Origin of the sequence: Mesorhizobium sp. M0633 (assembly GCF_040320645.1) — a bacterium.
GTDB lineage: Bacteria > Pseudomonadota > Alphaproteobacteria > Rhizobiales > Rhizobiaceae > Mesorhizobium.
The window spans coordinates 1-25,192 of sequence record NZ_JAMYQC010000007.1; the positions used below are offsets into that span (position 1 = coordinate 1).

A 25,192-nucleotide genomic window follows, 5' to 3' on the forward strand; every position below is an offset into this window, starting at 1 on the left:
CAGCACCCACGCGACGATCGTGCCGAAGACGACGTTGACCGCGGCGGCAATGAAGGCGGTGCCGAAGCTGATTTCAAGCGCGTTGATGGTGCGGCGGTCGGTGACGATCGCCCAGAAGTCGGTCCAGCCGAGCGCCGCCGAGCGCCAGATCAGCCCGGACAGGGGAATGAGGATGATGAGGGTGAGGTAGGCAAGCGAGAAGCCGAGCGTCAATCCGAAACCCGGAATGACGCTCGGCTGCCTGAATCGCCACCCCGCCTTGGCGGGTGCTGTGGTCATGTCGTCCTGATCTAAATGCTACTGGGCCGGTTTGTAGATCTGGTCGAATATACCACCATCGCCGAAATGATAAGGCTGTGCCTTCTTCCAGCCGCCAAAAAGCGGGTCGTCGATGGTGATCAGCTTGATCTCAGGCAGCTTGGCCAAGTCCTCCGCCGGCACCAACTCGGGCTTCGAAGGGCGATAATGGTTTTTGGCGATGAGCGTCTGGCCTTCCTTGGAATAGAGATAGCTCAGATAAGCTTCGGCAACTTTCCGCGTGCCTTTGGCGTCGACATTAGCGTCGACCACGGCGACCGGCGGCTCGGCCAGGATCGAGGTCGGCGGGTAGACGATGTCGAAATTGTCGGCGCCGAACTCGTCGAGCGCCAGATAGGCCTCGTTTTCCCAGGCGAGCAGCACGTCGCCCAGCCCTTTTTGCGCGAAGGTCACGGTTGCGCCGCGCGCACCGGTGTCGAGAACCGGGACATGCGCATAGAGATTGCCGACGAATTCCTTGGTCTTGGCCTCGTCGCCGCCATCCTTGGCGCTGGCGTAGGCCCAGGCGGCGAGATAGTTCCAGCGCGCACCACCGGAGGTCTTGGGATTCGGCGTGATCACCTGGACGTCGTCCTTGACCAGATCGCCCCAGTCATGGATGCCCTTGGGGTTTCCCTTGCGGACGAGAAAGATGATGGTCGAGGTGTAGGGCGCCGAATTGTTTTCGAATTTCGTCCGCCAGTCGGGATTGATCCTCTTCGCTTTCGAGACAATGGCGTTGATATCGCCTTCGAGCGCCAGCGTCACCACGTCGGCGTCGAGGCCGTCGATCACGGCGCGAGCCTGCGCGCCCGACCCGCCATGCGACTGCTGGACGGTGACCGTCTCGCCTGTCTCGGCCTTCCAGTGGGCGGTGAAGGCCTCGTCGAATTGCTTGTAGAGCTCACGCGTCGGATCATAGGACACGTTGAGAATGGTGGTGTCGGCAAACGCGAAACCGAGCGTGCCGAACTGGACAGACGTGGCGACCAGTGCGCCGAGCAGTTTCCTGAAATGAGGTTTGGTCATTTCCGCCTCCGTTGAACTCGCGCCAAATCTACCGAATTGATAGAATTTAGATGCATTCAATGTTGCCTTTTTTGGCCTATTGAAGCAATTTTTCGCCTAGTTTCGGCGATGCGAGAAACTATTTTCCCGCATGGACCATGATCGCGCTCCCGACGCAATTATCTAGAGACGGCTAGCTCTTCGGCAATGGCTGCGTCGCGCCCGAAGGCGGCCGGCTATTCGGCGGTAACGGGAAAGTTGAAGCGCTCTTTTGGAAACGGCTCGTTCTCCAGCGTGAAGTGCCACCATTCGCGGGCGTAATTCTTGAAGCCGCGGGCACGCATCGCCTCGACAAGCCTTTTGCGGTTAGCCGCCGCTTCACTGGCTATCGGTCGGTGAGCCGTTTCGCTCGCTGGATCGAAACAGTCGAAACCCGTGCCGAAATCGAGCGTGTCGGCATCGGTCGCGCCGCAGGCCGGTTTCGGAGCGCTCTTGCGGTCGGCTCGCGCGATCGCGACATCGACCGTCGATCCGCGCGAATGGGTGGACAGTTCGCCGATATAGCCCTTGGGGATGAGATCCTTGCGCTTGACCTTTGGGTACCATTGCGGGTCCGGTGGTCCACTCGTTTTTGTCCAGTCACCCATGTCGGAGACAGCCCGCGCAGGGCGATAGCAGTCGAACACGACCAGCGTCAGTCCTTCGGCGGCAATCGCTTTCTGCACTGCCGAAAGCGCTTGCGCCGCTTGCCTGGTGAGGACGCATACCGGCGCATCGTAGCCGCTTACCTTGCGATGCAGGAAATTTTCGAGGCCGGCATAGCGGATATCCTGCCGGATATTGGGATCGATGTCGGCCAGCCGAACAAAGCTGGCGGGGAGCTCAGCGGTGAAAGCGGGGGAACTACCGGCGGCCAAAAGCAAGGCGTGAAACCCAATCCCCTGAATCACCTGCCGCATTTTATTCAAGGGAAACTTTCACTCGACAAAAATCTTCACGCTGGCGGCGCGTCCCGCCGCGTCTATCACGGTCAGGGTCGAATAGCCGGCGCCATCAGGCTGCCAGGTCGCGGTGCGCCGCCGGTCGATGCCGACCAGCGGCTTGCCATTGGCCAGCCAGCGGAACGGTGCGCGGCCGCCTTGCAGCTTGAGCACCAGCGGCGAGGCGGCGGCCGAGGAGGCGTCGAGATCGACGCGAGCGCCGTCGGGCGGAAAGATGATGGTCGGCGCAGGTTCGGTCGGCGTCGCCTGCACCAGTCCGTCGGCGCCGGCGCCGAAGCGCGTCAGCGTCACCGGCAGCTCCTCGCGCTCCGGACGCCGGACGCCGGACGGCTGGCTCGGCAGCGGTACGGCGGCTAGGCTGGAACGGACAAAACCTTCGAACAGGATGGGCGCAGCCGAGATATAGCCGGACAGGCCGGGCACCGCGCCGGCGTCGGGGCGGCCGACCCAGACGCCGAGCACGTAGCGGCCGTCGAAGCCGACCGACCAGGCGTCGCGATAGCCGTAGGAGGTGCCGGTCTTGTAGGCGATGCCGCGTTGGGCGGCACCCTGGGGAGGCTTGACGCCCGACAGGATGTCGGTGATCTGCCAGGTCGCCTGCCCGTCGAGGATGGTGGTGGTCGAGCGTTCGGCATTCGCCGGCTCGGTGCCGTCATGCAGCGTGTGTGCCTTGCCGCCATTGGCAAGGCCGGCATAGAGTTGGACCAGGTCGCGCAGGGTCACCCCGACGCCGCCGAGGCCGATCGCCAGGCCGGGCGCTTCGTTGACGGGCAGGATAGGGGTCACATCGGCCTGGCGAAAGCGTGCCATCAGCCGGGCCGGGCCGACCGCGTCGAGCACGCGGATCGCCGGCACGTTGAGCGACAATTGCAGCGCCTGCCTGATGCTGACATCGCCCTGATAGCCCATGTCGAAGTTCTTCGGCCGATACCCGGAGAAATCGGCTGGGCTGTCCTCGATCAGCATCTCCTGCGCCACCAGGCCTTGTTCGAAGGCGAGGCCATAGATGAACGGCTTCAGCGTCGAGCCAGGCGAGCGAACGACCTTGGTCATGTCGACCCAGCCCGAACGGCTGGCATCGAAGAAATCGGCAGAGCCGACCTCACCAAGAATATCGCCGGTACGGGCATCGGCCAGTACCATGGCCACCGAGAGGCGAGGGCCGAGCCTGGCGGCCGCATCCTTGGCCACCTGCTCCAGCCCTTCCTGGACACTCTTGCGGATCGTCAGTTGCAGCTTCTGGCCGGGAACAGCCTTGGACAGCATCGTATAGGCCGCATGGGCAGCGAGCGCCGGCAAGGTCCGCCGCAGCCCCGACACATCGTCGAGCGCGGCACGCGCGGCCTCACGTTCGCCGAGCAGGCCTGCCGAGACCATGCGGGTCAGCACGCGGTCGCGGGCGGCATGGGCGACGTCGAGGTTGCGGTCAGGGCGCCGCTTTTCCGGCAATTGCGGCAAAGCGACGAGCAGGGCCGCCTCCGAGACCGTCAGCCGTTTCGGCTCCTTGCCGAAATAGGCAAGCGAAGCGGCGCGCACACCTTCGAGATTGCCGCCATAGGGCGCCAGCGTCAGATAGCGTTCGAGGATCTCGCGCTTGGAAAGCCGCCGTTCGATCTGGAGGGCGCGCAGCATCTGCTTGATCTTCGAGCCGAGGCTGCGGCTGTCGCGCGGTTCGATCAGCCGGGCGAGTTGCATCGGCAGCGTCGAACCACCGGAGACGATATGGCCGCTGGTCGCGAACTGGCCGGCGGCACGCGCCAGTGCCAGCACGTCGACGCCTTGATGATCCCAGAAACGCTTGTCCTCATAGGTGACCAGCATGTCGACGAACTGCTTGTCGACCTGGTCCAGGCTGGTAGCGAGCCGCCAGTAGCCATCCGGCGTAGCGAAGGCGCGCAGCAGCTGGCCGTCTCGGTCCTGCACCTCGGTCGAGACCGTCAAAGCAGCGGGCAGCGGCGGCGGAAATGCGCGGTCGAGCTGCCAGAGGGCGGCGGCGGAGAGGGCGAGGAAGCCAGTGACGGAGATGCCCGTGATGGCTGAACGGCGGAGGAATTTTTTGGAGAGCACGGCGCTGCCCTTCTTCCTTCTCCCCTTGTGGGAGAAGGTGGATTGGCGCGCAGCGCCAAGACGGTTGAGGGGTGCTGGCCAGAGCGCTATTGGTGCCAAGCTGGAACACCCCTCATCCGACCTCGCTTCGCGAGGCCACCTTCTCCCACAAGGGGAGAAGGGAGAGCCGGCCGCGACCTCGGCTCCCTTTCTGCATCGCTGAAGATTGGCAAAATCCTTTGCGAAGGCGCCATCGCCATGTTCCTATCCGCCATTTTTTTCCTTACGGCGCCTTGACCTCCATCATGCCGGTGGCGGTGCGGGCCGAATATTGCGGCCGGTACATGTCCTCGATCGTTGCCGCCGGGTGGGCATAGGTGCCCGGCGTCACCGCGCGCACGACGTAGGCGAGCGTGATGTTGCGGTCGCCGTCGCCGTCGTTGGGATTGAAAGCCGCGACGAAACGGTCGTCGCGGAATTCGAGATGGGCGGCATCGGTCTGCGCCAGCCAGGAGAAGTTCGTCAATTGGGCGCTGGAGACCAGGCCCGGATTGTCGATCTCGAAGCCGGCCGGCAACAGGTCGGTGATCAGCAGCCGCGAAGGCCAGGTGTTCTGCTCGTAAACCTTGAGCACGACGACATAGCGTTCGTTCTGCTTGACCTCCGTCACGTTGGCCTCTGTGCCGTCTAGCTTGTAGTAGGTACGGCTGATGGTAAAGCCGTTGCCGCCGGCCGGCAGAGGCTGGATCGGCGAGGCCACGGTGGTGACGACCGCCTGCAGCGGATTTCTGCCGGTGTTGACGATGGTCAGCGGACTGTCGGCCAGGTCGCCACCGGCGATCTGGTCCGAATAGCCGCCGGCATGCGGTGCGCCGTTGACGGTCAGCGCGATCGAATCATTGCCGGCCTTCAGCGCGCGGGCCGCCAGCAGCATCCAGGACTCGTCCTGTGTGCTGGTCCACCTGGCGTCGGCGCGTTCCCTGGTCACTAGCTGGATCAGCGCCGGCACGATGGTCGGCACCGGTTTGCTTTCCGCGGCAAGCGCCAGGATCGCCGCGCCGTCGCGCAGTGGCGAGCCATAGTCGGACCGGTAATAGTCATATTCGGGCGTCGACTTGGCCAGCTGCAGCGCGGCCTGGAAGGTTGCCTCCGAGCGCTGGGTGTCACCGTAGAGCGCGAGAGACGCCGCCAATTGGGCGACGGCCATCGGGCTGGTAAAGGCTTCGAGCTGGGTGTCGGCATAATAACGCAGATCGCCGACCGAGGCCTTCTTGTTGCGGGCAAGCACATAAAGCGCATAGGCGATCTCGCTGCCGCGATCCTGGACGTCCTGATCGTAGCCGATCGCGTTCTGCAGATTGCTCAGCGCCTGGTTCATCGCCAGGGCCGGCACGTCGTATTTCTGCTCGCGCGCCCGGGTGAGGAAATCGGTGACATAGGCGTCGAGCCACAGATCGCCGGAACCCGGACCCCACAGGCCGAAGCTGCCGGCCGAGGCCTGATAGCTCAGCACCTTGTAGATGGCGTCCTGGACGCGGCCATGCAGATCGGGGTCGCTGGCCATGCCGATGCCGGAAGCCATCTCGTTGACGTAGAGAAGCGGCATGGCGCGGCTGGTGGTCTGTTCGGCGCAACCATAGGGATAGCGGTCGAGCGTCATCAGCAGCGACGGTACATCGAAGGCAGCCGCCTGCGAAACGCCGACGCTGACCGAAGCGCCATCGAGCAGGCTTGCCGCCAGCAGTTCCTTGTCGACGCGCAGCGCGCCGCCATTGCCCTTGAGGTCGACGACCATGCGGGTGGTCACCGGCAGTTGCGCTGGGCGCACCGGCACATAGAGCGTCTGCTCGACGGCGGTGCCGTCGGCATGCGCAAGCTTGATGGTGATCGAGGCGTTGCCCGCGGTCTGCGCAATCAACGGCACGGTCAGCGTCTGCCGCTTGCCTTTGGCCAGCGTCAGCTTTTCAGGCAAGGCGGCACTGCCGGTAGACAGGTCGCCCGTCGTGTCGATGGTCAGCTTGTAGTCGCCAGCGGGGCCGTCGGTGTCGGCGACGTCGAGCCGCATGACGGCGGAATCGCCGGGCGCCAGGAATCGCGGCAGGCCGGCGGTGATCACCACCGGATCGCGAACGATGACGTCGGACTGGGCATGGCCGACTGCTTCCTTTGTCCAGGCGACGGCCATGACGCGCACGGTGCCGTTGAACTGCGGAATGTCGAAGTCGATCCGCGCCTTGCCGTCGGAGTCGAGCTGGACCGGGCCGGAGAAGAAGGCGACCAGCTTTTCGGTCGGCGGACTGCCTTGCGATTGCATGTTGGCGCCGTCGCCGCCGGTGCGCAGCTTACCGGTTGTGCCCAGCGAGCCGTCGATCAGCCGGCCATAGATGTCGCGAACCTCGAGACCGAGCATGCGCTGGCCAAAGAACCAGTTCTCCGGATCCGGAACCTTGTAGTTGGTCAGGTTGAGGATGCCGACGTCGACGGCCGCGACCATGACATAGGCGTTGGTGCCGGGCTGCACGCCGGCTACGGCCACCGGGATCGACAGCTGCTGGCGCGGCATGGTCTTGTCCGGCGGCGCCAAGCTGACGGCAAGCTTCCGCGAGCCGGGATCGAGCTTCAGCCATTTGACGCCGATGGCGCGCGCCGGCATACGTGTCTCTTGCGCATCGCCCGGCCTGAACAGCGTTGCCGTGACGTAGGCGCCGGCACCCCAGTCGTCGCCGACCGGGATGTCGACGGTGCTGCCGCCGGCCGGCACGCTGGCGGTGACGGTCTTCAGGAGCTTGTCGGCGCCGATGGTGACGAGCAGCTCGCCGGCAAAGTGCGGCGACACTTTGAGCTTGGCCACTTCGCCCGCCGCATAGGTATCCTTGTCGAGGGCGATCTCGAGGCCGTCGGGCGTTTCGGTGGTGGTGGAACTGACATACCAGCCGGCGTCGAACTCGTAGCTTGTGGCCGGGCCTTCCGGATCCGCTGTCTCGATCTCGAGCCGGTAGCGGCCCCAGTCGACCGGCAGCGACACCGTCGCCTCGCCATCGGCGCTCAGGTCGACCTGGCCGTTGGCCACCGCCTTGGTGAAGGTGACCGGCTCATAGTTCCAGGAGTTGCTCGAGCGGTACCACTGGTAGCTGCGCTCGACCTTGACCAGCGACCACTGCGCGCCCTTCAGCGCCTCACGCTTGCCGTCTGGGTCGACAGCGATCAGGCTGAACTTGGCCGTGCCGCCTTGCGGCACCTCGTCGTCGTCGAAATCCGGGCGGATGCCGATCATGTGGCCCTGCGGGCGGATGCCGATATTCAGCGAGCGCTCGACGGCACGGCCGCCGGTTTCACGCATCCTGACAGTGACCTTTGCATCGACCAGCTTGGTGGTGGATGGCAATTGATCGACGGAGACCGGGAAGGTCGCTTTGCCGTCCTCGCCGACCACCGGCAGGCCGGTGAAGGGCGTCACTGTCGGTTCAGCCGACTGTTCGTCGGCGAGACCGAAGGAATAGCCTTTGAAGCGGTCCCAGTCGCGGGCGGTCGACAGCGTCAATTCGCCTTCGAGCGCGAGGCCCGCGGCCGGCGCGCCATAGAGAAAGCGGCCGTCGACGGTGATGTTGGCGGTCTCGCCCTGGGCGATCTCCTGCTTGTCGGAGGACAGGTCGAACTCGATGCGGTCCGGTACGAAGTCCTCGACCAGGAACATCTGGCTGGCGACCGCCGCCTGCTTGGGATCGGTATGGATCGCCACCGTCCAGGTGCCGCGCATGGCGTTGGGTTCCAGCGGCAGGTCGACCGCGTGACCGCCGGCCGATGCGCCGTCGCTGACGATGCGGCGGTCCTCGACGCCGTCGGGCCGCGAGAAGATGAAGGTCAGCGGCAGGTTCTCGACCGCCTTGGCGGCACTGTCGCGGGCAAGAGCCGCGACATGGACATCTTCGCCGGCGCGGTAGATGCCGCGCTCGGTCCAGGCATAGACGTCGAGCGCGCCAGGTGCCGGCCGTCCGGCGACGCCACGGTCGGACAGGTCGAAGCCGGCGCGGCCCATATCGAGGAAGACGAAATCGTCGTCGCCCTGTTTGGCCATCAGCACGGCCGGGGCCATGCCGCTGTCGCCGCGCGTCAGGCCGGGATTGAACACCGCCCGCCCTTCCGCGTCGGTGGTCGCGGTGCCGAGGATTTCATTGTTCCTGGCCAGCAGCGTCAGCTCGGCGCCGGCGATCGGCTTGGCGGTTGCGAGCGAACGGGCAAAGACGTTCAGCCCATCCTGTCCGGTATAGGTCGACAGGCCGATATCGGAGACGACGAACCATTGCGTGGCGTGCGAATCATAGTCGTCGCTGCGATCGTTGACGGCTTGTGCGGTCAGCACATAGACGCCGGGCTTGCGCTTCGGCAAAGCCTCGTCGATTGGGAAGGAGGTGGTGACTTCCTTGTTGAGGTCGTTGGCGATGTCGAGCTGGCCTTGCCAGACCGGCTCGCCCATCTGTTCGGAGATGTTCGAAATGTCGTAGCCGTCAAGCTGGCGCAGGAACTGATATCCCGACAGAAGCTGGGCCAGCGAGCGGTCGCCGACGCGGAAGAGCTTCATTTCGGCGGCATTCATGTTGACGGTGACGACCGGTAGGCCGCGGCGTGCGCCTGCGGGCAGCACGAAGCTGTCGCCGGTGAAGCGGGCCGAAGGCGCGCGGTCCTGCACGTAGATCGACAGAACCACCGGTGCCGCGGTGACTTCGCCAATGGCGGCCGGCAAGCCGGCGCGGAAGGTCACGTCATAATGTTGGCCGTGCTCGAATCCTTCGACGCAGATCTGCTTGTCCTTGGCTTCGACGCCCTTGGGAGCGGCGTTGTCGACAGTAACGAACTGCGAGTAGTCGACGCCGGTCTTGACCAGTTCCTCGGAGAACTGCGCGCAGATGCGTGGCGCGCTGGTGTCGGCATCGACGGTATGATCGATGACGCGGAAGCCCTTGCGGGCCTTGAGATCCTGATAGGCGGCCCTGACTGCCGGCGAATTGACGAGAGCGAGGCTCGCCTCGTAGGCCTGCAGGGCCGGCCTGTAGAGATCGCGGCGATCAAGGCCGTCCCCGAGCAGCGCCAGCACGTCGGCGCGCGTCTTGGTGGTGCGCAGCAATTTGTAGGCATTGAAGGCGGCGGAAGTGGCGTTCGCCGGCAGCGTCGACGGCTCAGAACTGTTGGCGGTCGGATGGACGGCAAGCGTTTCGCGCGCCAGCTCGAGCCAGAGCTGGCCATCATAAGGCAACACCGAAACCACCGCTTCGTATTTGTGCATGGCCGAGCGATGATCGCCCGTCAGCACCGACTGTTCGGCGGCGGCCCTCAGCGCCGTCAGCCCTTCTGTCGGCTTGGTGTAGGTCGGGCCAGTGAGCTTGTTGCGGTATTGCTGGGCCTGGTCGGCCATCCAGTTGGGGAAGAAGGCGAGTTCGGGTGGCGCGCCGATGTCGGGATCGCCATCGATGTTGACGATCTTGCCGGCGACGGCGCCGCCGAAGGGTTTCAACGAATTGTAATCGGATTTAAGGAAGCACCATTTGGCCTTGAGGTTGTAGGTGAAGGCGCGGCAGGCCGGGTCGCCGAGGCAGGTGGTCTTGCACTGGTCGAGGCTGACATTCTGGTCGGATCTGAGATCGAAACCGAAATAGTCGGAATTGTCCGATGTCACCACCCGCCGGGCTTCGGCCGCTTGCGCGACACCGCTCCAGGCAAAAAAGAGAAGGAAAAGAATCGATAAACCACGAGCCGCGCGCATTGCCATAAACCCCTCCAGACAAGTGCTTACGTCCAGAAATCTTCAAGCTTCAGTCGCGCTTGTCAACATCGGGACGCGGCAGGATCCGCCTGCCAACGGTTTGCTTTCCGGCCGGTGACCGGTAGTAGCTCCATAGGACAGGGGATCACGCTTTCTTGCGGCGACGCAGAAGGTGTGAGTTCCAAGCCCTGTCTATTTCAGCAATTGGATTGTGGCCCCTTTACGAGTGCTTCAGAACTTCATTCCAATTTTAGGTTTGCGAGCTAGGCTAGGAGCGTAATGCCGGCGTATGAAAGGCAGATGTCGGGAGGAACCGCGCCACGGCGCGCGCTTTCGCGCGCCCTGCTTTTCGCATTGTTGTGCTCTACGGCACTTGTTGCCGAAACCGGAAGTGCGGCAGCCTTCGAGATTTTCGGCATCAAGCTGTGGGGATCCAAAGACGAAGATGCCGATATCGTCGACCCGCTGCGCTATGCGGTGACGATCGAGGCGCCGGACGCCGACAAGGATCTCGCCGAGAAGCTCGAAAACGCCTCGGCGCTGAAGGCCGACGAGGAACACCCGGTATCCGGTTCTCTCGGCCTGCTGGCCAAGGCGCGCAGTGACCGTGAGCAACTTGTTGCCGCACTCTACACTGACGCCCGCTACGAGGGTGTCGTCACCATCACTATTCAGGGCAAGCCGCTCGACGATCTGCCGCCCGATGCCGAGTTTTCGGGTCCGCAGCCGATACCGGTGGTGATAAGCATAGCAGCCGGGCCGAAATTCACGCTTGGCAACATCAGACTGGAAGGCGATGCGGCGGGGCTGGCAAGTGCCGATTTCGGCCTGATCGCCGGCGGTGACGCCAGTTCGGGCGCCGTGCTCAAGGCCGAGGCGGCGATCGTGCGGGCACTCAAGCAAGAAGGCAGACCGCTGGCCAAGGTGACGGGCCGCGAGATCGTCGCCGAGCACGCCGGTTCGACGCTCGACGTGACGCTTGCCGTCGCGGCCGGCCCGGTCGCCGGCTATGGCGACACCACTGTCGAGGGCACCGAAAAGGTCGACCGCGACTTCACCGAATATATGACCGGCCTGAAGCGCGGCCGCCAGTATTCGCCCGATGAGATCGACGACGCGCGCGACCGGCTGCTTGGGCTCGAGGTCTTCAACAGCGTGACGGTGAAGGAAGCCGACGCGCTCGACGCCGAGGGCAACATCCCGATCGGTGTCGAGGTCAGCGAGCGCAAGCCACGCTATTTCGGCATTGGCGGCAGCTTCTCAAACACCGAGGGGCTGGGCCTCGAAGGCTATTGGGGGCACCGCAATCTGTTTGGCCGCGCCGAAAAGCTGCGCATCGACGGCAAGATCAGCGGCATCGGCAGCAACGACTTGACCCAGCTCAATTACAATGCCGGCGTCATGTTCGAAAAGCCGGGCGTGGTCGGGCCGGCGTCGAAGTTCATTGCCAGCGTCAATACCGTGCTGGAGCACCCCGACGCCTACGACCATTTCTCGGTCAAGGGCAGCACCGGCCTATCCTACGAACTCGACAAGAAGCAGACGGTTTCCGCGCAAGTCGCGCTGGATTATTCGAGGATCCACGACGCTTTCGGCAAGCACACCTATCTGATCGCCAGCATTCCACTGCAATATGTCTACGACAATCGCGACAGCAAGCTCAATCCGACCCGGGGCTTCAGGGTGCTGGCCTATGGCGAGCCGAGCTACGACATTTTGAGCGGGGCTGCGTTTGTCAAGCTGAAGGGCGAGGGGTCGGCCTACCAGTCACTCGATTCGGCCTCGAAATTCGTTTTCGCCGAACGTGTCGCCATCGGCTCTATCATCGGCGCCAGTCTTCAAGATGTTCCGGCAGATCGACGCTTCTACTCAGGCGGCGGCGGTTCGGTGCGCGGCTATGCCTATCAAGGCATCGGCCCGAAGGACAGCAATGGAGAGCCGATCGGCGGGCTTTCGTTCTTCGAGACCTCGGTCGAGATGCGCATCGCCGTCACCGACAAGATCGGCGTCGTGCCGTTCGTCGATGCCGGCACGGTGTCGACCAGGCAGGTCCCCGATTTTTCGGACATGAAGGTCGGCGCGGGTGTAGGCTTGCGCTATCTGACGGCGTTCGGGCCGCTGCGCGTCGACGCGGCGGTGCCGCTCAACCGCGGCCCCGACGATCCTCATTTCGGCATTTATGCCGGCATCGGCCAGGCATTCTGATGGCAATATTCAGGCGCATCCTCCGTATCCTTTTCTACACGCTGCTCATCGTCGTGGCAGCGGCGGTGGGGGCGCTCGTCGTGCTGACCAAAACCGAGCGCGGCCGCGAAAACCTTGCCGGCATCATCTCGACCATGGCCTCGACCGGTGATCGCAAGGTCACTGTCGTCGGCATCGACGGTATCTGGTCGGGCGCGCTGAGGGTCGATCATGTCGTTCTGGAGGATCGCGAAGGCGCCTGGATGGTGGCGCGCAACGTGGCCGTCGATTGGTCGCCGCTGGCACTCCTGTCGAAGAGCTTCAGCGCCGATCGCATTGGGGCCGAGCGTATCGAGTTGGCAAGGCTGCCGGTGGCCAATACACAGTCGAGCCAAAGCGGAGCGACGACGCTGCCGGTTTCCATCGACGTCAGGCAACTCGACCTTCCCGAAATCGCGCTCGGGCAGGCTCTGGCCGGCAGCGGTGTCGCCGAACTTGCAGCCAAGGGAGCGCTCAAGGCGGACGCCTCACCATTGGCGATCGAGACCAACCTCAACATCGTTCGCCACGACGGCAAGCAAGGCACGGTCGACGCCAAAGCCCATTTCGCGCCGGCCGACAACAAGCTCGACCTCGACCTTAAGGCATCCGAGCCGGCCGGCGGCATCATCGCCAACCTGCTCAACCTGCCGGGCGCGCCGCCGGTCAACATTGTCGTTTCCGGCACCGGACCGCTCGCCAACTGGAATGGCATCGGGACCTTCGTTGTCGACGGCCGGATCGTCACCCAGCTTACCGGTCGCCATCAGCTCACCGACAAGGGTCATTATGTCGAGGCCAACGGCGATGGCGAATTCGAGCGCTTCCTGCCCGAAACCCTGAAACCGCTGTTTGCCGGCAAGACCAGCTTCGACCTCGCCGGCACGGCGACCGCGGCCGGCGGCGTCGATGTCGAGCGCGCCAATATCGACAGCGGCGCCTTGCACGCGACCGCCGCCGGCATTGTCGATCCGAACGGCGCCAGCGACCTTTCGGTGAAGCTCGCCGCAAAGGGGCCGCCGATCGTGCTCAGCCTCGGCAGCGAGGCGCAACCGATAACCGTGGCAATCAAGGATGCCACGGCCCGCGCTTTCGGCGATGGCAAGGCGCCGATGGTGGATATCGGCGCGTCGCTGGTCTCGGTGGTGGCGGGCGGCACGCGGGTGGACGACCTGATCGGGCAAGTGCATTCCGATGGTTTCGACATCCAGAACCGTAGCGGGCCGGTCACCATCAAGCTGACGGCGGCCGGCCTGAACACCGACGTCGCGACTTTGGCGCCGCTGATAACGGGCAGGGTCAGCGCCGGTCTCGCCGGCTCCGTCAGCAAGGAACAGATTGTCGTCGACGAAGGCACGCTACGCAGCGACGCGCTCAATGCGTCCGTAACAGCCACAGTGGCGCTTGCCGATCTGTCGATGACGCTCAAGATGAATGCCGACGCGGCTTCGACGGCGCTGCCGCCGCAAATCAGCTCGGTTCTCGGCGAGCGCGTGCAGTTTTCCGCAACCGCGACACGCGACCCGGACGGTGCGTTCGCCGCCAACGCATTGCAACTCACCTCCGGCACGCTTAGCGCCAGCGGCACCGCCAGTGCGCAAGGCACCGATATCCGGGCCGATATCAAGGGTACGCTGGGCGACGTGTCGGTGCTGTCGCCGCTGGTCGGCGCCAAGGTCGGCGGCGCCGTCGGTTTCGGGCTTACCGCAAGCGGCGCGCGCAGCGCACCGGATTTCTCGGTTTCGGCCAACAGCGACAGCCTAACGGCGTCCGGCCATGCGGTGAAGCAGATCAAGCTGAGCGCGAGCGGCAAGGCCGATATCGCCAGTCCCGCCGCCGATGTCTCGCTGACCGGCTCGGTCGACGACCAGCCGCTCGACCTCAAGGCATCGCTGGTCACAACCGACGGCAAGCGCTCCATCAATGGACTTGCCGTCTCGTTAGCCGACAACAAGGTCTCCGGCGACCTCGGGCTCGACGACAACCTGCTGCCGCTCGGCACGTTGACCCTCGATGCCGCCGATATTGCTCCGCTGGCCGCACTCGCAGGCCAGTCGGTAGCCGGCGACGTGCGCGGCACCATCCGCTTTGCGAACGACAACGGAGCGCCGACGGTCGCGATCGATGCGACGAGCGCCGTGATTTCGCGCGGCGAACTGGCGGCGAAGACAATCGCCGTCAACGCGCTGGTCGCCAATTATCTCAAAGCACCGGCAATCGCCGGCAAGATCAAGGCCGACACGATCACCTCCGGAACCACGGTGATCAGCGGCATCGATGTCGACCTGAAGCGCGATGGCGACTGGACCGGCTTTAGCGGCGGCGCCACGGTCGCCGGCATTCCGGCCAGCGCGTCCGGGCTGGTCAGGGTTGCGAACGGCACCACCAGCATCGAGCTTGCCTCGGGCGAGGCGACCATCCGCGGCATCAAGGCAGCTGTCGCGCAGCCATCAGCGCTGACAATCGCCAATGGCAGGGTGAGCATAGAGAAATTGGCGCTCGGTGTCGGCGGTGGTTCGGTTGCCGTGTCGGGTACGGCCGGCCAGACGCTTGATCTCGCTGCCACCTTGTCGGCGGTGCCGGCAGCGCTTGCCAATGATTTTTCACCGGGTCTCGATGCCGTGGGCGCGCTCAGCGGCACCGCGCAGGTCACCGGATCGTCGGCTGCCCCAGATATTCGCTTCACCGCCCGGCTCAGCGGCGCCGAAACCAGCCAGACCCGGCAGGCTGGGCTCGGGCCGCTGGATCTCGACGCGGCAGGCCGTTTCTCGTCGGCCAGCGGCCTGGCCATCGAGCAGGCGACGCTTGCCGGCGAGAAAATCTCCGGCAAGGCAGCCGGCATCATCAATCCGAACGGTGCCAGCGATTTTTCGCTCGACCTGGCCTCTACCGGTCCGAGCCTGCCGTTGTCGCTTGGCAGCAAGGAGAGCCCGATCAAGCTCGAGCTACAGGCGATATCGCTAACGGCGGCCGGGCAGGGCGCCCAGCCGAAGCTCGACATTTCCGCGACGCTGCCATCGGCCGCCACCAATCTAGCTATGATCGAGGGTATCACGCTTGCACTGCACTCCGATCGCTTTGACGTGAAAGCCCGGAGCGGGCCGATCACCGGCACCGTGACTGCCGAAAAAATCGGCCTCGACAATCCGACTATCGCGCCGCTGATCGCCGGCAAGGTCACCGCCAAACTCGCCGGCAGCCTTGCCGCCGATGCCATCGTCATCGATAGCGGCACGGTGACCAGCGACGCGTTGAACAGCGGCTTCAACGGGCGGGTCTCGCTGGCCGACGGCGCCATCGACCTCAATGTCAAGGCGGACGCCGCCTCGGCGGCACTGCCGGGGGCGGTACGTGGCGTGCTCGCCGAGCGAACGCAATTCAGTGCCGCGCTGAAGCGGGACGCCAATGGCAATGTCACCGCCAATACCGTCAGGCTGTCGTCCGGTTCGCTGACGGCAGACGGCCAGGCGAGCCTTGCCGACAACAAGCTCAGCGCCGACGTCAAAGGCGCGCTAGGCGACGTCTCGCTGCTATCCAAGGACGCCAAAGGCGCCATCTCTTTCGCGCTGAATGCGCAAGGCGCCAGCACCGCGCCGGATCTGTCGCTGAGTGTCAACAGCGACAGGCTTTCGGTCGCGGCGCGCGAGATCACCGGTCTGAAGCTCACTGCCACCGGCAAGGCTGATGCCGCCAACCCGGCTGCGAATGTGCAACTCACCGGAAATGTCGCGGGCCAACCGCTGCAGGGCAGCGCCGTGCTGGCGACATCGGACGGCAAACGCGCCATCAATGGACTTTTGCTGTCGCTCGGCAAGAACCGTATCTCCGGCGACCTGGCGCTCGACGATGCCTTCCTGCCGGCCGGCACCGTGGCGCTCGACCTGCCCGATATCGGTCCGCTTGCGGCCCTGGCACTGGAAAAGGCCGATGGCGATGTGCGCGGCACGATCGCCTTCTCCAAGGCGGGCACCGTGCCGCAAGTCGCCGTCAAGGCGACGACGGCCTCGATCTCGCGCGGCGATGTCTCGGCCAAGGCCGTGAGCATCGATGCGCTGATCGCCAACTATCTGGCGGCACCGGTGATCTCGGGCAAAATCCGTGCCGACAGCGTAACTTCCGGCGGCACGGCTATTCGGGGCGTCAACGTCGATCTCAAGCGCGACGGCGAATGGACCGGCTTTTCCGGTGGCGCCACCATCAAGGATATTCCGCTGAGGGCGGCCGGCCGGGTCAAGGCGGTCAAGGGCACGACGACGGTCGAACTTGCCTCCGGCGAGGCGACCATCCGCGGCATCAAGGCGGCCATCGCCCAGGCCTCGACCATCAACATCGCCAATGGAGTGACCAGCCTCGACAGGCTGGTGCTCAACCTCGGCGGCGGCACGGCGACGGTCACGGGCAAGGCTGGGCAGGCGTTCGACCTCAACGCGACGCTGGCCCGCGTCCCGATCTCGATAGCCAACAGTTTTTCGCCGGGCCTCGATGCCGCCGGTTCCATCTCAGGCACTGTGAAGGTGACGGGCGCGCCGGCCAATCCGGCCGTTGCCTTCAAGATCGACGCCGCAGGCGTTCAGACGTCGCAGACCCGTGGTGCAGGTTTCGGCGACATGGGCGTTTCATCCTCAGGTACGTATTCGGGCAACAGACTGACCTTCGACGCCAACATGAGCGATGCCGCCGGCCTCGGCCTCAAGGGCGGCGGCACGATGACGACATCAGGCGGGCCCACCCTTGATCTCAACTTTTCCGGCAAGGTGCCGTTCGCCTTCCTCACCAGGACACTCGCCGCGCAAGGCCTGTCCCTGAGCGGCACGGCCGACGTCGATGTGCAGGTGCGCGGCCCGGCGACGTCGCCGGTGATCTCAGGCACGGTCCGCACGTCGGGCGCCCGCCTGCTCGACGCGCGCTCGGGGCTTGCGATCAACGACATCACTGCCGATGTCGCTATCGGCAATGGCGTGGCCAGGATCAATCGCCTGACCGGCACGCTGTCGACACGCGGCAGCCTTTCGGCCAGCGGCACCGTCGGCATCGATCCGGCTAAGGGTTTTCCGGCCGATCTGTCGATCAAGCTCGTCGACGGCCGCTATACCGACGGCAAGGTGGTCACCGCCAATCTTGGCGGCGACCTGACCGTCAAGGGACCGCTCATCTCCGCGCCGGTGATTTCCGGTACCGTCAACCTGGCCAAGACCGTCATCACCGTACCGGAAAAGCTGCCCGGCTCGCTGGCCGAGCTCAACGTCAAGCACAAGAATGCGCCGGCCGCCGTGCGTGCCCAGGACAAGGCGTTGCGCCCGGCCGCTGCAAGCAGCGGTGGCGGCGGCAGCGGCCTCAATCTCGACGTCACGGTCAATGCGCCGAGCCAGATCTTCATCCAGGGCAGGGGTGTCGACGCCGAGCTCGGCGGTTCGCTGCGGCTGACCGGCCCGGCATCGTCACCCCAGGCGGTCGGCACCTTCACCTTGCGGCGCGGGCGGTTGACGATCCTTGCCAAGCGGCTGACCTTCACGGAAGGCACCGTCGGCTTTTCCGGCTCTCTGGTGCCCTACCTCAATCTCACGGCGCAATCGAAGACGACCAGCGCCACCGTGACTATCGTGGTGTCGGGCGAGGCGAACAACCCGAAATTCACCTTCTCCTCGGTACCCGCGTTGCCGGAGGATGAGGTGCTGGCGCAGCTGATCTTCGGCCGTTCGATGTCGAACCTGTCGCCGCTGCAGATCGCGCAGCTTGCCGAGGCTGCCGGACAACTGGCCGGCGTCGGCGGCTCGACCTCCCTGCTGCAGAACCTGCGCAGCGCGATCGGCGTCGACGACCTCGACGTGATCACCGACGAACAGGGCGGCACCGCCGTCTCGGCGGGCAAGTATCTCAACGACCGCACCTACGTGACGATCCAGAAGGGCGACAGGCCGGGCTCGGGCAAGGCAACCGTCGATCTCGACGTCGGGCGCGGCGTCAAGCTGCGTGGCGAGGCAACCGACGCCGGCGAAGCCAAAGGCGGTGTTTTCTACGAACGGGAATATTGAAACCGGCCGTTCGCGCAGAACAGTTGGTTGTCTGAAGAACCAACGGCGCAGCGGCGAATGTCCCAGTTTAATTGCCCGTGGGGATTTCGGACGAAATCCCTGGCGCAGTAGCAAATTTGCGCCAAGACTGTCGTTATCGCGCGAACCGCCCTGCTTTCAAAGTTGCACATTCCTTGGCATGTTCCCAATCCCTGCCGTCTTTGACATCATGGCGCGGATGCGGAATGTTAAAAGGCAGAAAGCCAACAATGGGAGTTAGTCATGACGATCTACAAGAGTAACGGCGACCGCGTTCCCGATCACATCCTGGCCATGGCCGAAGATGCCAAGGCAGGCAAGATGGATCGTCGCGAATTTCTGGCTCTCGCCAGCGTCTTCGGCGCGTCGACGGCGATGGCTTATGGCATGCTTGGCCTCGCAGACCCCACGCCGGCCAAGGCGGAAGAGGTGAAGGGCAAGAAAGGCGGCATACTGAAGGTCGCGCAATGGATCAAGGATCCGAAGGATCCGCGCAAGTCCGACTGGTCGGAAATCGCCAATGCCGAGCGCCAGGCGCTCGAGCCGCTGGTCAAATACACCACCGAATACACGTTCCGCCCCTATCTGCTGGAGAGCTGGGACGTGAATGACGACGCCACCGAATACACGCTGCATGTGCGCAAAGGCGTCACCTGGAACAACGGCGATCCGTTCACCGCAGACGACGTCATCTTCAACCTCAAGCGTTGGGCCGACAAGAAGGCCGAAGGCAATTCCATGCCAGGTCGCCTCGGTTCGCTGGTCAAGGACGACAAGCTGGATGAGAGCGCGGTGACCAAGGTCGATGACCACACGATCAAGCTGACGCTCAGCAAGCCGGATATCGCCCTCATTCCCAACGTGTGCGACTATCCCGGCCTCATCGTCCACAAGACGTTCGACGAAAAAGGCGGCGACTTCAAAGCCTGCCCGATCGGCACTGGGCCGTTCGAGTTGGTCTCCTACGATGTCGGCCAGAAAGTGGTCTACAAGCGTCGTGAAGACAACAAGTGGTGGGACGGCGAGGTCTTCCTCGACGGCATCGAGTTCATCGACTACGGCACCGATCCGGCGGCCATGGTCAGCGCCTTCGAGGCAGGCGAAGTGCACACCAACTTCGAAACGTCGGCCGACTATGTGTCGATCCTCGACGGCATGGATTTGGCGAAGTCGGAGGTCGTCACCGCGTCGACGATCGTCTGCCGCACCAACGTGAGCAACAAGCCTTACGGCGACCAGAAGGTTCGCAATGCGCTGCAGCTCGCGGTCGACAACAATGTCGTCCTGCAACTCGGCTACGGCAATGCCGGCACGGTTGCCGAAAACCACCATGTCGCCCCGATCCATCCGGAATACTACGAATTGCCGAAGGTTGCTCGCGACCCGGCCAAGGCAAAGGCGCTGATGGCGGAAGCCGGCCAGGCCGATTTCGAGCACGAGCTGATCACGGTCGACGAAGACTGGCACAAGAACACCGGCGATGCGATCGCCGCGCAGATGCGCGACGCCGGCATCAAGGTCAAGCGTACGGTGCTGCCGGGTTCGACCTTCTGGAACGACTGGACGAAGTATCCGCTGTCGATGACCAACTGGAACATGCGGCCGCTCGGCGTCCAGGTTCTGGCGATCGGCTATCGCACAGGTGAGGCCTGGAACGAGACGGCCTGGTCGAATCCGGAGTGGGATGCCAAGCTCAACGCTGCGCTGGCAGTTGCCGACGCCGCCAAGCGCAAGGAAATGATGAAGGATATCGAGCAGATCCTGCAGGATTCCGGCATTATCATCCAGCCTTATTGGCGCAAGCTCTACAGCCATTCGGTCAAGGCGGTGCAGAACTACAAGATGCACCCGACCTTCGAGCGCGACTACGGCAAGGTCTGGCTCGACCAGGCCTGACCGGACGATCCGGAAAGGGGCGTCTCGCCCCTTTCCCTCGCTCTTTGCATGGTCCTTGGACCGGAAGTCGACGCAGCAAAAAGTTGCGGACTCTTCGGCCTGGGTCTGCAATAAAAAGGGTATTGCATCTGGGACTGGTCTGAAGGCTTGTTCTGCCGCTGGCGGCAGCGCACGGCTTGCAAACCGGTTCCACCCCCCAACCCGACCGGCAGGGGACCGCCATGCTTTCTTTCGTTATCAGGCGTCTCGGCACCATGGCAGTGACGATGCTGTGCCTGACGATGATCGTCTTCTTCCTGGTCAATCTCGGGCCTAATCTGAAGAAGCTCGCGATCAGCCAGACCGAAATGCACACATCCGCCGAGCAGCTTGAGGCTTGGCTGGTCAACCATGGCTACCGGCAGAATTTCTTTATCCGCTACGGCCAATGGCTGGGCATCATGCCCAAGCAGCCGGTGACCGACCCGGCGACCGGCAAGCCCGCACAGCGTTTCTCCTTCTGCAACGATCCGGTCGTGCCGACATTCTCCGGCATCCTGCAAGGCGATTTCGGTTGCTCGACCAAGTTCAAGACGACGGTCGCTTCGAAACTCTTTCCGGCGCTCAGCGCCACCGGCATCCTGATGCTCTGCGTGCTGGCCGTCATGGTGCCGGTCTCGCTTCTGATCGGCATTCTTGCCGGCATGCGCGAGGGCTCACGCACCGACCGCACATTGTCGGTGGCGTCGATCGCCTCGACGGCGACGCCCGAATATGTTTCGGGCGTCATCTTCACCGTGATCTTTGCCTCCTGGCTCGGCGTGCTGAACGGTTCGGCGGCCTCGGCCAGCCAAGGGATCACCTTCTACAATTTCACCTTGCCGGTGATGACGCTGGCGATCTACGGCATCGGCTACATCGCCCGCATGACCCGCGCCTCGATGGTGGAGGTGATGACACAGCAATATATCCGAACCGCCCGGCTGAAGGGCCTCTCCTTCGGCAGCGTGGTGATAAAGCACGCTCTGCGCAACGCGCTGATCGCGCCATTCACGGTCATCATGCTGCAGTTCCCCTGGCTGCTCACCGGCGTCGTCATCGTCGAGGTGATGTTCCGCTACCAGGGGTTCGGCTACACCCTGGTCGAGGCCGCCGGCAACAACGACATCGATCTTCTGCTCGGCTGCTCGCTGGTCTCGGTGTTTATCGTCCTGATCACACAGCTCATCTCCGATGTCGGCTACGCGTTCCTCAATCCGCGCATCAGAGTTCAATAGGAGACCGGCGGATGCAGGTCGAATATCTCAGCGCCTTCAACGTCGTACTCGGCGTGCTTACCCGCTTCTGGCCGGTTTGGATCGCTCTCGCCCTGGTGATGGGGGCGAGCTTCGGCTACAAGAAGAAGCTAGGCCTTTACGGCCAGCTTTTCGACAGCGGCGTCGGCATCGTCGGCGTCGGCATCTGCCTGTTCTGGCTGTTTACGGCGATCTTCGCGTCGACCATCTCGCCCTTCGATCCGCTCGCCCAAGTGCCGATCATGAAGGACGCGCTGCCGGGCGCAATCGAGCCGGCGTCGAAACTTGTATACTATTTCGGCGGCGACAAGCTCGCCCGCGACGTGTTCTCCCGCATGGTCTATGGCAGCCAGATCGTGCTGATCATCGCGCCGGCGGCGACCGGTTTTGCGCTGATGGTCGGCATTACGCTCGGCCTGCCGGCCGGCTATTATGGCGGCAAGATCGATACGGTGCTGTCCTTCCTCGCCAACCTTGTGCTGGCCTTCCCGGTGATCCTCCTGTTCTACCTGCTGGTGACGCCGGGCATCATGGACACGCCGATCCCCTACGCGATGGCAGGGCTGTTCTTCCTGTTTCCGATCATCTTCTTCAGTGTGCTGTTCTGGACGCGCTACAAGAACCGCCCCGACCGCCTCTATATCCTGCTTGGCCTGACGTTGGTACTTGGCGGCTGGATCTATGCGGGCCTTGTCTTCGATGCCGATCCGTTCAAGATCATCCACATCGATCCCAACCAGCTCAACATCTTCGTGGCGGTGGTGTTCGCCTCCAGCCCCGGCGTGTTCCGCATCGTGCGCGGCCTGGTCATGGACATCAAAACGCGCGACTATGTTGCGGCGGCACAAACGCGCGGTGAATCGCCCTGGTACATCATGCTGTGGGAGATATTGCCCAATGCGCGCGGGCCGCTGATCGTCGACGCCTGCCTGCGCATCGGCTACACCACGATCCTGCTCGGCACGCTCGGCTATTTCGGGCTGGGACTGGCGCCGGAAAGCCCGGACTGGGGCACGGCGATCAAGGATGCCAGCCGGCTGCTGCGCTCCTTCATCCACCCGGCGCTGCCGCCGACGATCGCATTGATGTCGTTCGTGCTCGGCCTCAACCTCCTGGCGGATTCGTTGCGCGAACAGTCTATGAAAGATTGATGCCGGGAAGATCGATGCCGGGTTCGGCCCGACATGCCTGAAGAACAAGGATTGGAGCGACCCATGAATGAGGCAGTTCGAAATCCCGCCAAGCCGACCAATGGGCCGACCAATGGGCCGATCATCGAGATCGAGAACCTGTCGATCTCCTTCTTCACCCGCAAGGGCGAAATCCCGGCGGTCATGGATTTTTCCTGCACGGTCATGCCCGGCGAGGCGATGGGTATTGTCGGCGAATCCGGCTGCGGCAAGTCGACCGTGTCGCTGGGCATCATGCGCGACCTCTCCAACATCGGAAAGATCGTTGGCGGAAAGATCAAATTCCAGGGCAAGGACATGGGAGAACTGTCCGACGAAGAACTGCGAGCTATCCGCGGCAACAAGATCGCGATGATCTACCAGGAACCGATGGCCAGTCTTAACCCGGCGATGAAGGTCGGCCAGCAGCTGATGGAAGTGCCACTGATCCACGACAAGGTGTCGAAGGACGAAGCTTACAAACGCGCCTTGGAAATGGTGCGCGCGGTGAAGCTGCCGGATCCCGAGCGCATGATGCGTTCCTACCCGCACCAGCTTTCCGGCGGTCAGCAGCAGCGCATCGTCATTGCCATGGCGCTGCTGTCGAAGCCTGCGCTGCTTCTGCTCGACGAGCCGACGACAGCGCTCGACGTGACGGTTGAGGCCGGCATCGTCGACCTGGTCAAGGGGCTGGGCGAGAAGTTCGGCACCTCGATGATCTTCGTGTCGCACAATCTCGGCCTGATCCTGGAGACCTGCGACCGCATCACGGTGATGTATTCGGGCGAAGCGGTGGAGACGGGCAAGATCAAGGACGTCTTCGACCGGATGCGCCATCCCTACACGCAAGGCCTGTTCCGCTCGATCCCGCTGCCGGGCGCCGACAAGAATTCGCGGCCGCTGATTTCCATCCCGGGGCAGTTGCCGCTACCGCACGAGCGGCCGAAGGGCTGCAATTTCGGGCCGCGCTGCCACCATTTCGTCGAGGGCGTCTGCAACGCCGCCGAAATTCCGATGATCGCGGTCGAAGGCCATGACGGGCATTTCTCGCGCTGTGTGCGCTTCAACGAGATCGACTGGGAGGCGCTGCCGCCCGGCGCCAAGAAGGTCAACGAGCGGGTGGTGCCCGGTGCGCCGGTGCTCCAGATCGAAGACCTCCGGAAGTACTACAAGGTCGGCGGCAGCGAAGTGTTCGGCTCGAGCGAGGGCCGTGTCGTCAAGGCCAACGAGACGATCTCGTTCATGGCGCGCGAATCCGAGACCGTCGCGATCGTAGGCGAATCCGGCTGCGGAAAATCGACCCTGGCCAAGGTGCTGCTCGGCCTCGAAACGGCAAGCTCCGGCCGCGTGAAGCTCGGCAATAAGGAGATCCAGTCGACCGGGATCGAGAAGCGCAGCGTCGACACGGTGTCGTCGATCCAGATGGTGTTCCAAAATCCGTTCGACACGCTCAATCCCAGCCATTCGGTCGGTTCGCAGATCATCCGTACGCTGGAAAAGTTCAATGTCGGCGACACGGTGGCCGACCGACGCAAGCGGATGCTGGAATTGCTCGACCTGGTGAAGCTGCCGAGGGCATTCGAGACACGCAAGCCGCGCCAGCTTTCAGGCGGCCAGAAACAGCGCATCGGCGTTGCGCGTGCCTTTGCCGGCGACGCCAAGGTGGTGGTGGCCGACGAGCCGGTCTCGGCACTGGATGTGTCGGTCCAGGCCGCGGTGACCGAGCTCTTGATGGACATCCAGCGCAAGAACAAGACGACGATGCTGTTCATCAGCCACGATCTGTCGGTGGTGCGCTACATCGCCGACCGCGTCGTCGTCATGTATCTCGGCTATATCGTTGAGCAAGGCACGACCGACCAGATATTCGCGCCGCCCTATCACCCCTATACCGAGGCATTGCTGTCGGCGATCCCGATCGCCGACACAAGCGTGGTCAAGAAGCACATCGTGCTGGAGGGCGACATCCCTTCGGCGATGAACCCGCCGTCCGGCTGTCCGTTCCAGACGCGCTGCGGCTACAAGAAACTGGTGCCGGACAACCTTTGCGAAACCACGGTGCCGCCAGTCAAAAATCTCGGCGACGGCCATATGAGCTTGTGCTGGCTGTCCGACGACGTGCTGGCGAAAATGGAGCCGGTGATCAAATTCGACAAGGAGCACGCCGCAAATGAGGGCGTGCCGGATGATGCAAACCACGGTGTTGGCCCGGGCTTTGCCGGAGATCCGCCAAAGCGCCCGCATGGAAAGACTGGCAGCGTTGAAGCCGATGCCGAGGGTCAGGCAGTGGAGAATGCCGAAGCGGTCGCCAAAGCCCGCCGTCACGAGGTTCGCGACGAGGTTTCAGAGACCGGCACCTCAAGCTCTGCCGACAGCCAGGTGGCACCAATCATGCCGCCGACTGTCGGCGACGGCCGACAGGCCGAGGACGCCACCCGCAAGCCGCGCAAACCCAAGGGCGGCTGAGAGC

Annotated in this window: 10 protein-coding genes and 1 pseudogene; 6 read left to right on the forward strand and 5 right to left on the reverse strand. The window is 63.8% G+C overall.

Annotated elements, in window-relative coordinates:
* The 5 genes and pseudogenes from NKI47_RS09085 to NKI47_RS09105 all read right to left on the reverse strand — a co-directional run.
* Positions 1–279 (reverse strand): annotated as a pseudogene (locus NKI47_RS09085) (molybdate ABC transporter permease subunit); the annotation flags it as partial.
* An 18-nt stretch (positions 280–297) separates the two neighbouring features.
* A complete protein-coding gene (locus NKI47_RS09090; protein ID WP_023675840.1) occupies positions 298–1,326 on the reverse strand; it encodes a sulfate ABC transporter substrate-binding protein in 1,029 nt (342 codons plus the stop codon).
* 215 nt (positions 1,327–1,541) lie between these two features.
* Positions 1,542–2,228, reverse strand: coding sequence for a M15 family metallopeptidase (locus NKI47_RS09095; RefSeq protein ID WP_352589331.1), 687 nt, complete (start codon positions 2,226–2,228; stop codon positions 1,542–1,544).
* Between the two features lie 54 nt (positions 2,229–2,282).
* Positions 2,283–4,373: a penicillin-binding protein 1C gene (pbpC, locus tag NKI47_RS09100; protein ID WP_352589334.1), complete on the reverse strand. Its 2,091-nt coding sequence runs from the start codon at positions 4,371–4,373 to the stop codon at positions 2,283–2,285.
* Positions 4,374–4,635: 262 nt separating this feature from the next.
* Positions 4,636–10,116, reverse strand: a complete 5,481-nt coding sequence (locus tag NKI47_RS09105) for an alpha-2-macroglobulin family protein (RefSeq protein ID WP_352589337.1) — start codon at positions 10,114–10,116, stop codon at positions 4,636–4,638.
* 273 nt (positions 10,117–10,389) lie between these two features.
* Between NKI47_RS09105 and NKI47_RS09110 the strand changes: the two genes are divergently transcribed.
* From NKI47_RS09110 to NKI47_RS09135, 6 genes are all read left to right on the forward strand, one after another.
* Positions 10,390–12,315: an autotransporter assembly complex protein TamA gene (locus tag NKI47_RS09110; RefSeq protein ID WP_352571778.1), complete on the forward strand. Its 1,926-nt coding sequence runs from the start codon at positions 10,390–10,392 to the stop codon at positions 12,313–12,315.
* On the forward strand, positions 12,315–18,365 hold the full coding sequence (locus tag NKI47_RS09115) for a translocation/assembly module TamB domain-containing protein (protein WP_352589340.1): 6,051 nt from the start codon (positions 12,315–12,317) through the stop codon (positions 18,363–18,365). Before NKI47_RS09110 ends, NKI47_RS09115 begins: the two co-directional genes overlap by 1 nt.
* A 261-nt stretch (positions 18,366–18,626) precedes the next feature.
* Positions 18,627–20,279 carry an ABC transporter substrate-binding protein gene (locus NKI47_RS09120; protein WP_352589343.1) on the forward strand — a complete coding sequence of 551 codons (1,653 nt, stop codon included), beginning with the start codon at positions 18,627–18,629 and terminating at the stop codon, positions 20,277–20,279.
* A gap of 221 nt (positions 20,280–20,500) precedes the next feature.
* A complete protein-coding gene (locus NKI47_RS09125; RefSeq protein ID WP_352589346.1) occupies positions 20,501–21,535 on the forward strand; it encodes an ABC transporter permease in 1,035 nt (344 codons plus the stop codon).
* A gap of 11 nt (positions 21,536–21,546) precedes the next feature.
* On the forward strand, positions 21,547–22,704 hold the full coding sequence (locus NKI47_RS09130) for an ABC transporter permease (protein ID WP_023675848.1): 1,158 nt from the start codon (positions 21,547–21,549) through the stop codon (positions 22,702–22,704).
* Positions 22,705–22,767: 63 nt separating this feature from the next.
* A complete protein-coding gene (locus tag NKI47_RS09135) occupies positions 22,768–25,188 on the forward strand; it encodes a dipeptide ABC transporter ATP-binding protein (protein ID WP_352578709.1) in 2,421 nt (806 codons plus the stop codon).
* Positions 25,189–25,192 lie beyond the last annotated feature (4 nt).

Bases quoted from the DNA above. Each gene is read 5' to 3' on its own strand.
- NKI47_RS09090 (WP_023675840.1), bottom strand. From the start codon at position 1,326: ATGACCAAACCTCATTTCAGGAAACTGCTCGGCGCACTGGTCGCCACG.
- NKI47_RS09105 (WP_352589337.1), bottom strand. From the start codon at position 10,116: ATGGCAATGCGCGCGGCTCGTGGTTTATCGATTCTTTTCCTTCTCTTT.
- NKI47_RS09110 (WP_352571778.1), top strand. From the start codon at position 10,390: ATGCCGGCGTATGAAAGGCAGATGTCGGGAGGAACCGCGCCACGGCGC.
- NKI47_RS09115 (WP_352589340.1), top strand. From the start codon at position 12,315: ATGGCAATATTCAGGCGCATCCTCCGTATCCTTTTCTACACGCTGCTC.
- NKI47_RS09120 (WP_352589343.1), top strand. From the start codon at position 18,627: ATGACGATCTACAAGAGTAACGGCGACCGCGTTCCCGATCACATCCTG.
- NKI47_RS09125 (WP_352589346.1), top strand. From the start codon at position 20,501: ATGCTTTCTTTCGTTATCAGGCGTCTCGGCACCATGGCAGTGACGATG.
- NKI47_RS09130 (WP_023675848.1), top strand. From the start codon at position 21,547: ATGCAGGTCGAATATCTCAGCGCCTTCAACGTCGTACTCGGCGTGCTT.
- NKI47_RS09135 (WP_352578709.1), top strand. From the start codon at position 22,768: ATGAATGAGGCAGTTCGAAATCCCGCCAAGCCGACCAATGGGCCGACC.